Origin of the sequence: Cytobacillus sp. BC1816 (assembly GCF_051353635.1) — a bacterium.
Lineage (GTDB): Bacteria > Bacillota > Bacilli > Bacillales > Cytobacillaceae > Cytobacillus > Cytobacillus oceanisediminis_C.
This window is the reverse complement of sequence record NZ_CP195611.1, coordinates 2,795,268-2,809,437: the sequence shown is the minus strand read 5'-3', so window position 1 is coordinate 2,809,437 and position 14,170 is coordinate 2,795,268. Positions and strand designations below refer to the sequence as shown.

Here is a 14,170-nt window from a genome sequence, read left to right as displayed (position 1 = left end):
ATGATGGGATTAGGAATGATGCTGAGCATGCTTTTCTGGATCATTGTCATTGGATTTGCGATTTATGGGTTCATAATGCTTATTGCAAAGCCTTTTGAAAATAGGAACAATAAACCTGAATCGCTATTGAAAGAACGTTTTGCACGCGGAGAAATCAGCGAGGATGAGTACAAGGAAAAAAGACGTGTCTTAAGGGAATAGAATAAACGGAATGTAAAAAAGGGGCTGTTTAAAGGCAGTCCCTTTCCGCTTTTACTGGAAAAATAAAAAGATTTATAAAGTCCATATTTCCTTCAAACTTTATCTTTATCATTAGATTTAGAAAACAAAGGAGGGATTGGAAATGAAAAAGAAAATAGTATTGGTTTTATCTTTTGCCCTTTCATCTATACTGGTCGTTGGTCAGTTCGCTCTTGCGGATAAGCCAGATAGTATGATGAGTGGGAATGGCAATGGGATGATGAATATGATGGAAGCGATGGATTCTCCTGAAGGTCAAAAAATGATTAAAGCTTGTGGAAACTTTATGGATTCTTACAATAGTAAAGAGTAAAAAGTAAAAAGTAAAGGACCTAAGTTTAGGTCCTTTACTGAAAAAGGAGTTTTTATTTGGAATGGTTTTTATACCTGCCGTGTCCTCTTATCAAGCTGCTTTGTATGGAAGGAATGTATTCAGGCGAAAAAACAGAATGCATGCCATAGAAAGATTCAAATGAACCAGCCGACGTAAAAGCACTACAACTCCAAATGAAAAGCTGCAACAGTAAATTGGAAAGCTGATGGAGGAAATAACCAACCGCAAAGGACAGCCTAACGGTTGTCTTTTTTATGGGCTTGATTTAACTGTTGGGTTGGGACAAAATTTAAAATGTAGATTAAATAGGGTCTTTGATAGATCTAAAATGTTTTTGGGAGGCTTTTTGTTTGTTGCACTGTTTTCGATTTTTTATTTTATTTATGGCGTTTGCCCTGCAGCTTATGATTCCAAGCAATAGCAATATAGCTTTTGCTCATTCTGAATTGGAAAAAACCTATCCGCAGGAAGAGAAGACGATATCTGAAGGACCTGAAACTTTTGAGGTTTGGTTTCAGGATCCGGTCGTGACCCATTCGGATTCCATCCAAGTTTTCAATTCAGACGGGGAGCTTCAGGAAACTGGAGCAGTTTCGGTTGACCCGGAGGATAAAACCCACATCCTGACAACATTTAAAGGTGATTTGCCGAATGGAAATTATCTCGCAAGGATTAAAGTTATTGCTTTGGATGGGTATATTTTGAATGAAGAGATACGCTTTACGGTTAAAGAACAAGAGGAGATTTCGGTAGAGGAAGCTTTAGAAATTGTTGATTTTTCCCCAGCGGACGGCGAAATTCTGGATGCCTCTCCTCAGAAAATTGATTTATGGTTCAACCAGCCGGCTGAGATTACAGCTATTGGGTTATTCGATGACCGTCAACAGTCTATTAAGTTAAAAAAACCTTACGCTGACTCAAGTGATCCAACACATTTTATTGTGGAGATAGACGAGAAACTGACACCTGGAACGTACCAGGTTACATGGTATGCCCGTCAAATGGATCCTAAATCTCAGCCTGATAGATTAGATGTCTTTTATTTTGCTGTAGATCAATTTACTCCTATTACGCAAGAGAACACAGGAGAACCCGCCTCCTCTGTTTGGTTTACTAACTTAGGGTTAAAGCAAGTTGGATATTGGCTATTTTTTATCGGAATTACAATCTTGTTCGGAGGGGCTTTTTTCAACGCCTTCATACTGAAAAAAACATGTGATAGGAGATGGAACAAAATATCTCTGCTTATTCTTCTCTTCGTCCTTGTTGGCTGTACTTTTATAATCTCTGTTCAGCAGAAAGAGTTACAATCGCTCACTATCGATCAATTTCTCTCAATAAAATTCGTGTGGATACCAATTGTACAACTCATTTTGCTTGTGACAGGATTTTTCTTTCATAAAATAAAACTTCTTTTCTATTTTGCAGCACTTATTCTTTCCGTATTTATTATTGGTCACGCTCCGTATCCCCGGTATGGAGGATATATAACGATGGCAGTTAATGCTCTACATTTAACGGCGGCTTCTGTCTGGGTTGGTGGGTTGTTTGCGCTTATTTTGATACCTCAAAAAGAAAGAATGAAAGAATGGCTTAAAGATGTTCTCCCGCGGTTTTCAAAATGGGCATTGATTAGCCTTTTTGCCATTATCATAACTGGTTTGGTAATGGTTACTCAATATGTTCCATCTTTTACTCTGGAGAGTTTCATGAAAAGCGAATGGGGGAAATCCATTTTACTAAAAGCTGGTCTTACATTAATCGTTTTACTCATTGGGATTTTTCAGTGGAATACAGTAAAAAAACTGGCTGCTAAGACGATTAATGTTGTGATTACACGGGCGAAAGTTGAAATGATTTACAGCGTCCTGATTTTATTTTTTGCGTCCCTGCTGGTGGTTTCGACACCTAGTGCAGCAGAGCAGGGAGTTTATCCATCTTCAATAAAAAAAGAGGAAGTTGGATTAAGTGTTGAGATCTCTCCGTTATATCCAGGTCTTAACGAGCTTACATTACAGTTTGATAAAGAAAATATAAAACAAGTAGAAGTAACCTTGAGCATGCCGCCAGAATATAATGTCACTTATAACGCCTTTCACGTTGGAAGGGGAGAATTTAAGGTAACCGGAAATTTACTACATGCAGCCGGGACCATGAAATTGAAGGTAAAGGCCACTTTGGATAATGGAACTACAGTAAAATTTCCTTTCAAAATTGTAGTTCCGGGAGAAATGAGTTTAAACGAATAATTTTTAACATTAGGACTTTCATTTCTTTTTCGAAACTGTAAAAAGTCTTGTTAGAACAAATTAAACCTGGTCAAAAAGGAAATGGTGCAGAGCAGTGAAGCGATTTAACTGCCTTTTAGGAAATTACGAGAGTAATCTTTAGAAAATATAGGATTTTGGAATATTCAATTTTATATTTATGATTTGGGTACTATCATTTCACCACATACCTTAATCCATACATTTGCTGCTAATTTAGCTCGGTAGGGGATGCCATTAGCCTGTATACAGGTTCTATTAGGGCATTATGGCCCGCACCGAACACAGCTGTATGCTCATTTATATCATGAAGCAAGAAAAGAACTGTATGATCAGTGAATGTAAAATAAGGGAATGAATGTTCGTGTAATACAAATTAACGCATTCATAAACCTTGTTAAAAAAGTGTCCTATCCCTTGGTATATAAGGGATGGGGCATTTTTAAAATTATATCCTATTTAACGTTAAGAAGGATTAACGCCTTTTTTGTGGGATTTCTATTGAACAAACGGGGCAGGTTTGTGGAAGAAGAAATTGTTTTATAGCAGCTGTTGTGACATTCATAAAGACGGTTTCCCCGTCTATTTGTTTTGTTTATCAAGCTTATCTGTATGAAAGTAGTATAAGAATATTATTAGTAGGCGATACCTACACGTGATTTTATATAATCGCTTGTTTTTATCTGGCTAAATGTAAATTCTGCTGTATCCGGTACGGATATTTCAACTCCATCCTCCGGCAAAAAACTTCGCTCTATACGATATTTGCCTATCCTTTCTCCATCCGGCAAGTAGGTAGGACAGACAATCGTCCATTCGAGGGTTGATTGTTTGAGTATATCATAAACTTTATGATGTTCTTTCGCTGCCCGAGTTGTCTTACGCTTTGATTCACTTGATTGATAACGCAGAGAATTTGGCGTGGTCCTACTTTGCAGGATACCTGCGGTTCCTATAGTTATTATTCGTTTTATACCTTCATTTTCCATTGCTTCTATAATAAGTGGCATACTTTCTGATAGAGTGGTGGTGCCATCAGTATTTAGCGCACTAATAACTATATCAATCCCATGCATAGCACGTACGATATCATCATTATTTAAAACATTCCCTCGAATAATGGTTAAATTTTCATTATTTAATTGAATCTTCTCGGGAGTACGAACTAATACAGTAACATTATGTCTGTCATGAAGGGCATAAGTAACTATTTGCCTTCCAACTCGTCCAGTTGCACCCAAAATTAAAATATTCATAAGAATGAGCTCCTTTTGCAAATACTAATATTTTACTATATAAGTTACTTTATTGTCTTTTTAAACTAACGAGGGCTAAAGTTGAAGATCAAGGTTTGCTTCGGCAGCTTTTTCTTATACGAATAACGGGGCAGGTTTGTTGAATAGCACTAACTTGCGTCCAGTATGGTTATCAAGGGAAATCTATTGGTTTTATTTAGTAAGAATTGTTACCATTAAGGAGCAATCAAGTTAATTTAGAGGTGAGCTTTTGCGAAATAAAAAAGTAATTCTTCCACTTTTAGTTATTGTAATAATTGGGTTCATCATAATATTGAACAATTTATTAACAACAAGCTCTACAACAGCTATCGTTACAGTTTTAGAAAAAAAATATTCAGAAGCAAATGAAGAAGCATTTGTTGTAGTAGTTCCTCCCAATATGAAAATATCTGAAGGTTATCATGAGGAAGCTAAAACTAAAATATTTATTAAAGAACCGATGGTATGGAATTTAATTAAAGAAAATAAAACCTACCTTGTAAACTATAATAATAAACAGAATGGTGTGAGCATACTAGACCACATTCAAAATATTGATGATAATAATGCTATTGATTTAAACCAAACTAAGAATTACTTCAACTAGCAGATGGCAATAGTTGAAGATCCAGGCTGTCCCTATGACAGCTTTTTCTTATTATACTTACTGGGCAGGTTAACGGAAGTTAGGTTTAAGGGGAAAGATTCAAGTAAATGTAAAAATATAAGATTAGAGAAAATATTATTTTAAATAAAAGGTGGGATTTTTTGATTTGGTTTTTATTGGGGTTTTTATTTGTGATATACGTAATTTTTAGTCTTTCAACAATAAAATATCAGTTAAGATCGATTATTAAACACCTTAACATTAATGAAGAACCCTCTAAAGTACCTGATGAGGAAATTGAAAGAGAATTAGAAGAAGACAAAAAGGGGTAGTTTAAAACGTTAAGATTGTGAAGAAATGTACTTAAACAAACGAGGGCGTTAGTTCATCAAGGAACATAAAAAGGATCAAACCTTGATTTATAGCTACAGCATAAACGGAGAAAACCCCTTGGCCACCAAGGGGTTTTCTTTTTGATGGTTCCTTAAAGAGTGTTTGTGCCAACTAGTTTTTTATTCATCGAAGGTTCGATTGTTCCAGCTTTGTACATTGGGCCATTTCAGGCAGAGGTAAATATTCAAAATCAGGGGGAGCATTTATAAGCTTATCCCGTCTTTTTAATTAAGTAAAAAATATTCGGAAACCGTTAAGTAACAATAAAGTCGTTTAAAAAATTATAAGCTTTAAAAAAAGCCGGTCACAAAAAAATACAAACGAGCGCTTTTCTGTAACAAGGAAAGTGCTTCATTACATATTAGGACCATTAGCGGAATATCAGGTGCATAATTAACTTGTCTAAGGGTCGAACGTTATTGTGGTTAAATAATCTAGGGGCTATTTTCCTCGTATAAACGAACTGTTTTATTGAAAATTCGGAAAATAAATTTACTTTAAGTACCTTCCTAAAGATAATAGACATAACCAATTGAATAGGAGGGAAACATTTTGCCAAAAAAAGTATTTATCGTTTTTGCTCTTTTTGCATTATTGATTACCGGAGGGACAAGCCTGTCGCTAGCTGACAGCCAAACCGAGCAGCTTGAGTTAAACGGAAAGACGTTAAGCACGGTTACAGTAAATGGAAATCCTTATGTATCAGTGAAACAGGTAGCCCAGGCTGCAGGAGGGGATGTACATAAAAAGGCCAATACATACGTCATTGGTTCAAGGCTCGACCATATTTTAAAGAAAGGTGTGATTCGGGTAGGTACAACTGGTGACTATAAGCCATTTACGTACTTTAATCCGAAAACAAAAGAGTATGAAGGCTATGATATCGAAGCGGCTAAATTAATGGCAGAAGACCTTGGGGTGAAGATCACATTTGTTAAAACTTCCTGGCCAACCTTAATGGAGGACCTCAATAAAAATAAGTTTGATATAGCGGTTGGCGGGATCAGCCGCAATACCGATCGGCAAAAAACAGCACACTTAACGCATCCTTATATTAATGACGGAAAGGCTCCTTTAATCCGACAGGAAGATAAGGAGAAATATACAAGCTTGGAAGCGATTGACCAGCCAGATGTCACCATCGGCGTAAACCCAGGGGGAACCAACCAAAAATTCGTAAATGCCAACATTACACAGGCAAAGGTTGTCGTAATCGAAAACAATTTGGATATTCCGAATATGGTTGCTGAAGAAAAAGTAGACGTGATGATTACCGACAGCATTGAGGCCATCTACTATGCAAGCCAGGATTCCAGGCTTTATGCAGCTCTGACGGACAATACGTTCACGAAGAGCCAGAAAGGCTATCTTATGCATCGCGGGGATGCAGTATTCCAGAACTGGGTCAATCTCTGGATGGAGGAGATGGAGCTCAATGGAGAATTTGACCGATTAAAAGAAAAATGGATTTACAACAAGGGAGTATAGTAGAAAAGAATAGGCCAGACATCCATATCCTTTGCTATTCTATTAGAAAAAAGAGATGACAGAATAAAATGGGTGGTTTTGCAGCGTATATTATGGAACGAATCTGCAAAAAAAGCCAGCCATATCGCATGTGACAATGAATGTTGAGATTTCAAGACAGGCGAAACTAAAAGGTTTTATAAGGAAAAGCTGCTATCACCTGGCAGCTTTTCTTTTTGACTAAAATCAGCCCATTTCATTAAAAATGGGAACGTCCTTTATGGCTATTTTCCCGTTTTCGCAAGATAAACCATGTGATTAGGCTCAGAACTAGCAGTAAGCTCTCCAAAGAGAAGATATACCATGGATAGGGACCCAATATGTCAAAGAAACTTGGAGTTTCAGGTTTATGACGCAAAAACCAATAATTCCCATTCGTTTGATGGTTAATGAGAAGGATTGCCGGCAAGAGTACATTGATAAATACAATTAGCTTTATGACCGATTGGAATGATGGATAATAATTTCTAGCCCACAAAAAATATAAGGCTGACCATACAACCATCATGTGTGCATAGAAAAAGTGAAAAAAGCGAAAGTGAGGAAAATCGTATGTTAACGCTGGAGTAAATATTGCTTGAGTAGCACCCAATATCGCAATAAAAAACAATAGTTCAAAAATAAATTTTTTTCTAGTCATGAGTAAAAGGATACATAATATAACTCCAATATTACACAATTCCAATGGCATGGACCTGCCAAATTTCCAGACTCCATTCACTAACATCCATACGTGATTTAATATCTCGACCAAAATTAAAGAAATGGCTGATCCAACTTCAAACCTTCTCCATCCATCCCCATTCAGCTTTTTCCGGTAAAGAAAAATAGCAGATGATACAAAAAAAAACACTGCCAATGTAACAAGATGACTGGCTGAAAACATCTCAAAATGGAAATACTTATGACTTTTGCCAAACCACTCCATCTATGCACACCCCAAGTCTTATTAAATAATCAGACATAAGTTGTGCATCTCCTCTATTTTTTATACAGCATTTCGGCTCCACGACGTTCAAGCTTACTCATATCTGCTCAGTTGACTTATGCAACACATATTTCCTCCCTTTGCTTTTTATCACATCACTCAGGAAAAAGGTCACAAAATTAAAAATTTCATTGACACTGATAATCATTATCATTTATTATCAATTTAATAGTAATTGAAAATTATTATCAATTAGGAGGCGAAAAATGAAGGCTTTCATTGGATATTTAAGTATGTCAGGAAATACAGAAGATATGGCATCCATTATGAAAAAAGTTCTTGTCTCTAAAGGGTGTGAAGTGGATATGGAAAGCCTGGAATTGACAGAAATTCATAGTATTCTTGCCTATGACTGTATTTTCATTGGTGCTTATACATGGGGGGATGGCGACCTTCCTTATGAAGCTGAGGATTTTTTTGATGAATTGAATGATCACGATTTAACAGGAATAGATGCTGCGTGCTTTGGTTCTGGTGATCATGCCTATCCAAAATTTTGTGCAGCAGTGGACACGCTTGCTGACAAATTGAGTGAAAGAGGAGCCAATGTTTTTCAGCAAAGGTTAAAAATAGAACTCAACCCTGATACAGATGAGCAAATTCTTGAGTGTAAGCAATTTGCCGAATCTGCCTATGAATGGGCAGTGAAAAATGGGGAGATGGAACATGTTTAATAAGGGCTCCACTGCAGTGCTATCAACCCCAGATCTTCCCTTCATAGTAGCAGTAAAGCAGGCAGGCATTTATTCCTTTGAGGATGGAGACTGGTTCCTTCAGTATGGGTTAACACAAAATATATACAAACTTGTCCAATTAGGTCATTTCATATTCGGCATCGGAGACAATGGCACAATTATCCGGTACGATCTTCAGCGGAAAAAATGGAATCAGACCTCATTCCCAACCGCCCAGCGGCTGTGGGATATTACTGGAAACCAGAGGGGATATATCGTAACACATGGCGGCAGCTGCTTATACATATCAGCTAATTTCGGTTCGGATTGGTCTGTATTAAGTCCATTTCAACATATGTCCCAAAAGCCCCTTATACGATCTCTGTTATACCATCAGGGGAGCATTTATATTGGGACACAAATCAACTCCCAGAATGGAGGGTTATGGAGATATGATGTCAGAAGCGGGGAATTACAGCTTATAAAAAAAGAAAAGCATTCAATGATATCCTCCATTTATAGAGATGAAAATGACCTTCTTATCATTGCAAAGGGAAACGCCCGTTCCGGGATGGGAACAATTGAGATGCTGAATCCTTTTACGAATAGATGGGGTGTATGCCAGCAGCAAATATCAGAAAGAGCTTTCCTGGATATTTTTGAGGCGAATGAAAAAGTATATGCGACGACGAGTCAGGATGAAGATGGTTTTTCAAGAATCTACGAAGTCCATAAGAGTAGAATGTACCTGATTCCCATTGAGACCGTAGCTGGACATGGATTCAGGGGTGCGGGCTTTGATGACCAGCTTTTTATCTGTTCACATAGAGAAAGTAAATGGATCAGCCACAGATATAACACAACAGCATTAATTCATTGATAGGAGTGACGAGGAATGAAAATTGGCGTATTTTATGCAAGTATGTCGGGGAACACAGAAGCAATTGCGGACCTAATCTCGGGGGAGCTGAAGAATCAAAATCATAATGTGGATTTAGAAGATTTTATGAGTGTTCAAAGTGCTTCTGAACTACTAAACTATGAACTTACTTTTATTGGATTGTATACATGGGGTGATGGGGATTATCCTGATGAATGTCTCGATATGATTGAAGAAATCGAACAGCTGGACCTTGAGAATCATCCCTTTGCCATCTTTGGATCAGGAGATACCTCCTACCCTGAATTTTGCGGCGCCCTAGACCACCTTCAAAGACTTATAGAAGAACGGGGGGGAACAGTTGTCGGGAAACCCCTGAGAATAGAATTCAATCCGGAACCGGAGGACGAAGAGGAAATAAAAAAGTTTGTCTCTGAAGCTTTGATGTTAAAGGAAACCTGCTGAGTATGGCAGCGAGTTTAGAAAGGATGGCCTTAATGAAAAAGAAAACATTTCATAAACTCGTAGAAGAAAACATGAAAAATATCCTAAAAGATAAAGATCAATTGGAAGAAATATATCGAAGGATTGATGAAAATATTTTGATGGAGACAGAAAAAACAAGAGAAAATCAATAGAAATATTAAGGCTGGAAAAGGAAAGAAATATGCGTTTCTGCAATATGCAGGGACGCATATTTTAATGTCAGCAGTCCGTTGTTTTCCAGTTGGAGAGAACTGCTTCTGTTTTAAATTTCAAAAAAAATCCCCCCATAGGGAATGAAAGAGTAACTCATTATTTTGATTTTTTCTCATTCGACTTTTCCTTTTGAAGCTTTTCTTTTTCAAGACGCTCTGCATCCTTCTTATATGCTTCCATAGCTTTGTAATAGAGGAAAGTCATTGGTTTTCACCTCCTTACCTGTTTACTTCGTTATCTGAATTCTTTATACCTTCTTCTATTTTTTGTAAATAAAATTTTTGACTGCAGGAAACACCTTTTAAGTAATTTCAGCAGTCTTTGAGTAAAAGGAATACTTAGTTAAAGTCAGGTGGAATAAAGTGACAAAATTGTCACATCCCCATGAGGATTGTTAGGTATTACGATGGTGATTGTATGCTTTTATTCATAAGGTAAGAGTAGGTTGGATTTTTTATTGGAGGGAAGAGATATGCTGGAATGGGCACAAGATGCACCTATATACATACAATATGCCGTATTATTTTTGCTTGCGGCAGCACCCTGGATGGATGTATCAATTGTTGTACCTCTTGGGATTCTTTGGGGACTATCGCCGATCGGAGTCAGTCTTATTGCATTTACGGGAAATCTTCTGTTAATTCTTTTGCTGGGTGCCTTCTTTAAACAGGTTGAAAACTGGCGGCAGGCAAGGAAATTAAGAAAGGGCATTACAGAACCATCAAGAAAAGAAAGACGTTCAAAGGAAATTTGGCAAAAATACGGGATCCCGGGATTAGCATTATTAGCGCCAATATTTGTCGGAACCGATATTGCGGCCATTATTGCTCTGGCATTTGGGGCATCAAAATCGGGAGTGATAAGATGAATGACCATAAGTTTGGCACTCTGGACTATCATTTTTGCTGCAGGTGCAGTGTATGGGTTCAGCTTTTTAAATCTTTTATAAATAAAGTGGCAGGAATTTTGTATTTTGGGTTGAATGTATTTTGGGTTGAATATGAAGTGAAGTTCCAAAGCTGTAAAAAGGGTTTGAAAAGGAGTGATTATTTGATAAATACAACAAACTTTACGGATAGGATAAAAAGAATCATAAAAAATGCCGAACGGGAAGCCAGCTTTTCAGAAAAAAAAGTGCTCCATCCAGTTCATCTGCTTATCGCATGCCTGGAAGAAAAGACAGGGGCACTGGGTGAAATTTCTTTGAAAATCAATTTCAATAAATTTTCTTTAAGTAATTTGGCTGGGAATATAAATGGCAAAATGCAAAGCGAACTTTTTAGCATTACTGTTACAAAAGAAGTGGTGCAGATTTTTGAATCTGCCTTAAATTATATGAAAATGTATAATCAGGTTTATGTTAACGAAGGTCATCTTCTTAAAGCTTTGTTAACAGACTCCTCCTTAAAACACCATTTATCTGAAGAAGATAAGAATACCATTTTAACCCTCGGTACAACCTCAAGAGACATGATCGCTCACCTTGGCAGCTATACCTTCCCCAGGATAAACTCCCAGACTATTCGCAAAGCAAGAAGATATGATGAAATCATGCTGGTAAACTTTGTTAAGGAGAATTTCTCCAAGGAATGGTCTCATACCATTCGCAGCGGATTCCAGAAAGAGAAGCTTTCCATTTATATTGCGCTTAATCAAAATGATGAAATAAATGGATTCGCAGCATTTGATGTCTACCGGAACAAAAAGGGATATTTCGGCCCTATGGGTGTCGTAAAAACCAGCAGGGTTAAAGGCGTAGGAAATGCATTGCTTCATCACTGCTTAAGAGATATGAAAGAAATAGGATATGAATATGCAATTATTGGAGGAGCAGGGCCAATTGAGTTTTATGAGAAAGCTTGCAGGGCTGTTGTTATTCCTTCTATATAATCTTCAATCACAGGAAGAGTCGTTTTTCTCATAAATTTAAAAATAATTAAAGAATATTGTTGCAATTTGATTTTCATTATTGGTATGATGGTTCTCCGCGCATATTTCATACATAAGAAAAGTGATTTTAAAAGGAGCTGATTGTGTGAAGCAGGAATTCATCGAAATTTTCAATGCCAGAGTAAACAACCTGAAACATATTGATCTGCAGATTCCAAAAGGAAAGATCACGATTTTTACAGGTGTCTCCGGTTCAGGCAAATCATCTATTGTTTTTGATACGATTGCCCAGGAAGCAGGCCGGCAGTTAAATGAGACTTACAGCAGTTTTCAGAGGCTTTTTCTTCCGAAATATAGCCGTCCGGAAGCAGATGAAATCAACAATCTTTCTACTGCCGTTGTAGTCGATCAAAAACGGCTCGGCGGAAATGCCCGATCCACACTTGGAACCGCTACAGATATTAATCCTCTTCTTCGCCTGTTATTCTCTCGGTTTGCAGAACCTCATATAGGTTACAGCAACGCATATTCATTCAATGATCCCAGCGGCATGTGCCCGGAATGTGAGGGGATTGGGAGAATTATCACCCTAAACCTTGATGCTGCTCTTGATAAGGAAAAAACCTTAAATGAAGGAGCTATTCTGCTTCCGGGATTTGGACCCGGAACTTGGCAATGGAAGGCGTATGCGGAGTCTGGATTCTTCGATATCGATAAAAAGATTAAAGATTATTCAGAAGAAGAATTTAATAGGCTTGTCTATGCGGAGCCGCAAAAAGTAACAGTCAGTTATATGAATAATGATATGAATGCAACCTATGAAGGCCTGGCAGTCAAATTTATGCGGCAGCATGTGAAGAGGGACAAAGAGACTTCAAAATCAGGCGAGAAGCTCCTGAAAAACTTTAGCACCATGACGAAATGCCCTTCCTGCGAAGGAAAACGGTACAATAATAAGGTGCTTTCATCCACAATCAATGGCTATTCCATTTTTGACCTGACGTCCATGCAATTGGATCAGCTAATTAAAACTCTCCCAAAGATTACATCACCGGAAGCTAAACCAATTGCTGACGGGATCATGGAACGATTGGAAAACCTTTGTGATATTGGGCTGGGCTATATGGATTTAACAAGGGAAACGCCAACACTATCGGGCGGTGAATCCCAAAGGGTGAAAATGGTCAAATATTTATCCAGTAACCTAACCGGCCTCATGTACATATTTGATGAACCCAGCACCGGCCTTCATCCGCGGGATGTCTACCGGTTAAATGAATTGCTGGTTCGGCTGCGTGACAGGGGCAATACCGTACTAGTTGTGGAGCATGATCCGGACGTCATCCAGATAGCCGATCATATCGTTGATGTCGGGCCTCAAGCCGGAACACACGGCGGAGAGATTATGTTTACCGGCAGTTATCAGGATTTCTTATCTTCTGACACTTTGACTGCCAATTATTTAAACCGAAGTGCAGAGATCAACGCCAATCCGAGACCGGTTTCCGAGTTTATGGAAAGCAGGAAAAGCACCCTTCACAATTTGAAGAATGTGAGTCTTTCAGTTCCAAAAGGGGTTTTTACTGTCATTACCGGAGTAGCGGGTTCTGGGAAAAGCACACTTGTGAACGAAGTGTTTGCAAAAGATTTTCCTGAGTCAATCCGTATTGATCAAAGCCCGGTCCACGCCAACATACGGTCCAACCCGGCAACTTTCACTGGCATTATGAATTCGATCCGTAAATCTTTTTCAGATGCCAATGGAGTGGAGAGCGGATTATTCAGCTATAATTCTACCGGGGGCTGTCCGTCGTGCGGAGGCACTGGGACGGTTGAGATCAATTTATCTTTTATGGATACAATGGAAGTCGAATGCAGCGAATGTCATGGAAGCCGTTTTAGGCAGGACGTGCTCCACTACTTATATAAAGGCAAAAGTATTGTTGAAATCATGGAGATGTCTGTAGCGGATGCTGTGGAGTTCTTTGATGCCAAAGATATTCAGAAAAAACTCAAAGCTCTAGAGACTGTCGGTCTTGGCTATTTGTCATTGGGCCAGCCCCTGACCACCTTGTCAGGAGGCGAATGTCAAAGGCTTAAGCTTGCAAAGGAACTGAATACTAAAGGAAACATTTATATACTTGATGAACCAACAACTGGATTGCATATGTCCGATGTCGCTAATATTCTGGACATCATTAATAAATTGGTGGAAAAGGGCAATACCGTTATAGTCATTGAACATAATCTGGATGTTATCCGAAAAAGTGATTGGATCGTTGATTTAGGTCCGGATGGAGGTGCTGGAGGCGGTGAAATCCTGTATGAAGGACCGCCGGCACGAATTTTGGAATATGAGCGTTCGGTTACTGCCCAGCATCTGTAATGGAATAA

Annotated in this window: 13 protein-coding genes and 1 pseudogene; 12 read left to right on the top strand and 2 right to left on the bottom strand. The window is 38.2% G+C overall.

Going from position 1 to position 14,170, the window contains the following annotated elements; all coding sequences use genetic code 11:
- The 3 genes from ACR42H_RS14395 (at position 1) to ACR42H_RS14385 (ending at position 2,823) form a co-directional block, all read left to right on the top strand.
- The gene (locus ACR42H_RS14395) at positions 1 to 201 is read left to right on the top strand and encodes an SHOCT domain-containing protein (RefSeq protein ID WP_243856057.1); all 201 of its coding nucleotides are present in this window, start codon (positions 1 to 3) and stop codon (positions 199 to 201) included.
- A gap of 142 nt (positions 202 to 343) precedes the next feature.
- Entirely contained in the window at positions 344 to 553 is a 210-nt protein-coding gene (locus ACR42H_RS14390) for a hypothetical protein (RefSeq protein WP_436371334.1), read from the top strand.
- A gap of 404 nt (positions 554 to 957) precedes the next feature.
- A complete protein-coding gene (locus tag ACR42H_RS14385; RefSeq protein WP_436376940.1) occupies positions 958 to 2,823 on the top strand; it encodes a copper resistance CopC/CopD family protein in 1,866 nt (621 codons plus the stop codon).
- Between the two features lie 653 nt (positions 2,824 to 3,476).
- Here ACR42H_RS14385 and ACR42H_RS14380 read toward each other — a convergent pair.
- Positions 3,477 to 4,097, bottom strand: coding sequence for an NAD(P)-dependent oxidoreductase (locus ACR42H_RS14380; RefSeq protein WP_436371332.1), 621 nt, complete (start codon positions 4,095 to 4,097; stop codon positions 3,477 to 3,479).
- 250 nt (positions 4,098 to 4,347) lie between these two features.
- On the opposite strand from ACR42H_RS14380, the gene ACR42H_RS14375 reads away from it, so the two are divergent.
- On the top strand, positions 4,348 to 4,725 hold the full coding sequence (locus ACR42H_RS14375; protein ID WP_113881221.1) for a hypothetical protein: 378 nt from the start codon (positions 4,348 to 4,350) through the stop codon (positions 4,723 to 4,725).
- A 945-nt stretch (positions 4,726 to 5,670) separates the two neighbouring features.
- On the top strand, positions 5,671 to 6,606 hold the full coding sequence (locus tag ACR42H_RS14370) for a transporter substrate-binding domain-containing protein (RefSeq protein ID WP_243856058.1): 936 nt from the start codon (positions 5,671 to 5,673) through the stop codon (positions 6,604 to 6,606).
- Between the two features lie 238 nt (positions 6,607 to 6,844).
- Here the strand turns inward: ACR42H_RS14370 and ACR42H_RS14365 are convergent, their stop codons facing one another.
- The gene (locus tag ACR42H_RS14365; protein WP_436376938.1) at positions 6,845 to 7,531 is read right to left on the bottom strand and encodes a YwaF family protein; all 687 of its coding nucleotides are present in this window, start codon (positions 7,529 to 7,531) and stop codon (positions 6,845 to 6,847) included.
- Positions 7,532 to 7,839: 308 nt separating this feature from the next.
- Between ACR42H_RS14365 and ACR42H_RS14360 the strand changes: the two genes are divergently transcribed.
- The 7 genes and pseudogenes from ACR42H_RS14360 to ACR42H_RS14330 all read left to right on the top strand — a co-directional run bounded on the left by ACR42H_RS14360 (position 7,840) and on the right by ACR42H_RS14330 (position 14,162).
- Entirely contained in the window at positions 7,840 to 8,307 is a 468-nt protein-coding gene (locus tag ACR42H_RS14360) for a flavodoxin (protein ID WP_113881219.1), read from the top strand.
- Entirely contained in the window at positions 8,300 to 9,187 is an 888-nt protein-coding gene (locus ACR42H_RS14355) for a hypothetical protein (protein WP_113881218.1), read from the top strand. Before ACR42H_RS14360 ends, ACR42H_RS14355 begins: the two co-directional genes overlap by 8 nt.
- Before the next feature lie 15 nt (positions 9,188 to 9,202).
- Positions 9,203 to 9,652, top strand: coding sequence for a flavodoxin (locus ACR42H_RS14350; RefSeq protein WP_113881217.1), 450 nt, complete (start codon positions 9,203 to 9,205; stop codon positions 9,650 to 9,652).
- A 32-nt stretch (positions 9,653 to 9,684) separates the two neighbouring features.
- Positions 9,685 to 9,825 carry an FbpB family small basic protein gene (locus ACR42H_RS14345; RefSeq protein ID WP_243856059.1) on the top strand — a complete coding sequence of 47 codons (141 nt, stop codon included), beginning with the start codon at positions 9,685 to 9,687 and terminating at the stop codon, positions 9,823 to 9,825.
- Positions 9,826 to 10,358: 533 nt separating this feature from the next.
- Positions 10,359 to 10,835, top strand: a pseudogene (locus tag ACR42H_RS14340) (small multi-drug export protein).
- Between the two features lie 314 nt (positions 10,836 to 11,149).
- Positions 11,150 to 11,776, top strand: coding sequence for a GNAT family N-acetyltransferase (locus ACR42H_RS14335; RefSeq protein WP_436376936.1), 627 nt, complete (start codon positions 11,150 to 11,152; stop codon positions 11,774 to 11,776).
- A gap of 145 nt (positions 11,777 to 11,921) precedes the next feature.
- Positions 11,922 to 14,162: an ATP-binding cassette domain-containing protein gene (locus ACR42H_RS14330; protein ID WP_113881215.1), complete on the top strand. Its 2,241-nt coding sequence runs from the start codon at positions 11,922 to 11,924 to the stop codon at positions 14,160 to 14,162.
- The last annotated feature ends 8 nt before the right edge of the window (positions 14,163 to 14,170 follow it).

What these genes read in the sequence shown, in the direction of transcription:
- ACR42H_RS14395 (WP_243856057.1), top strand. Translation starts at nt 1, where the DNA reads ATGATGGGATTAGGAATGATGCTGAGCATGCTTTTCTGGATCATTGTC.
- ACR42H_RS14380 (WP_436371332.1), bottom strand. Translation starts at nt 4,097, where the DNA reads ATGAATATTTTAATTTTGGGTGCAACTGGACGAGTTGGAAGGCAAATA.
- ACR42H_RS14390 (WP_436371334.1), top strand. Translation starts at nt 344, where the DNA reads ATGAAAAAGAAAATAGTATTGGTTTTATCTTTTGCCCTTTCATCTATA.
- ACR42H_RS14360 (WP_113881219.1), top strand. Translation starts at nt 7,840, where the DNA reads ATGAAGGCTTTCATTGGATATTTAAGTATGTCAGGAAATACAGAAGAT.
- ACR42H_RS14385 (WP_436376940.1), top strand. Translation starts at nt 958, where the DNA reads ATGGCGTTTGCCCTGCAGCTTATGATTCCAAGCAATAGCAATATAGCT.
- ACR42H_RS14345 (WP_243856059.1), top strand. Translation starts at nt 9,685, where the DNA reads ATGAAAAAGAAAACATTTCATAAACTCGTAGAAGAAAACATGAAAAAT.
- ACR42H_RS14335 (WP_436376936.1), top strand. Translation starts at nt 11,150, where the DNA reads ATGCAAAGCGAACTTTTTAGCATTACTGTTACAAAAGAAGTGGTGCAG.
- ACR42H_RS14350 (WP_113881217.1), top strand. Translation starts at nt 9,203, where the DNA reads ATGAAAATTGGCGTATTTTATGCAAGTATGTCGGGGAACACAGAAGCA.
- ACR42H_RS14355 (WP_113881218.1), top strand. Translation starts at nt 8,300, where the DNA reads ATGTTTAATAAGGGCTCCACTGCAGTGCTATCAACCCCAGATCTTCCC.
- ACR42H_RS14365 (WP_436376938.1), bottom strand. Translation starts at nt 7,531, where the DNA reads ATGTTTTCAGCCAGTCATCTTGTTACATTGGCAGTGTTTTTTTTTGTA.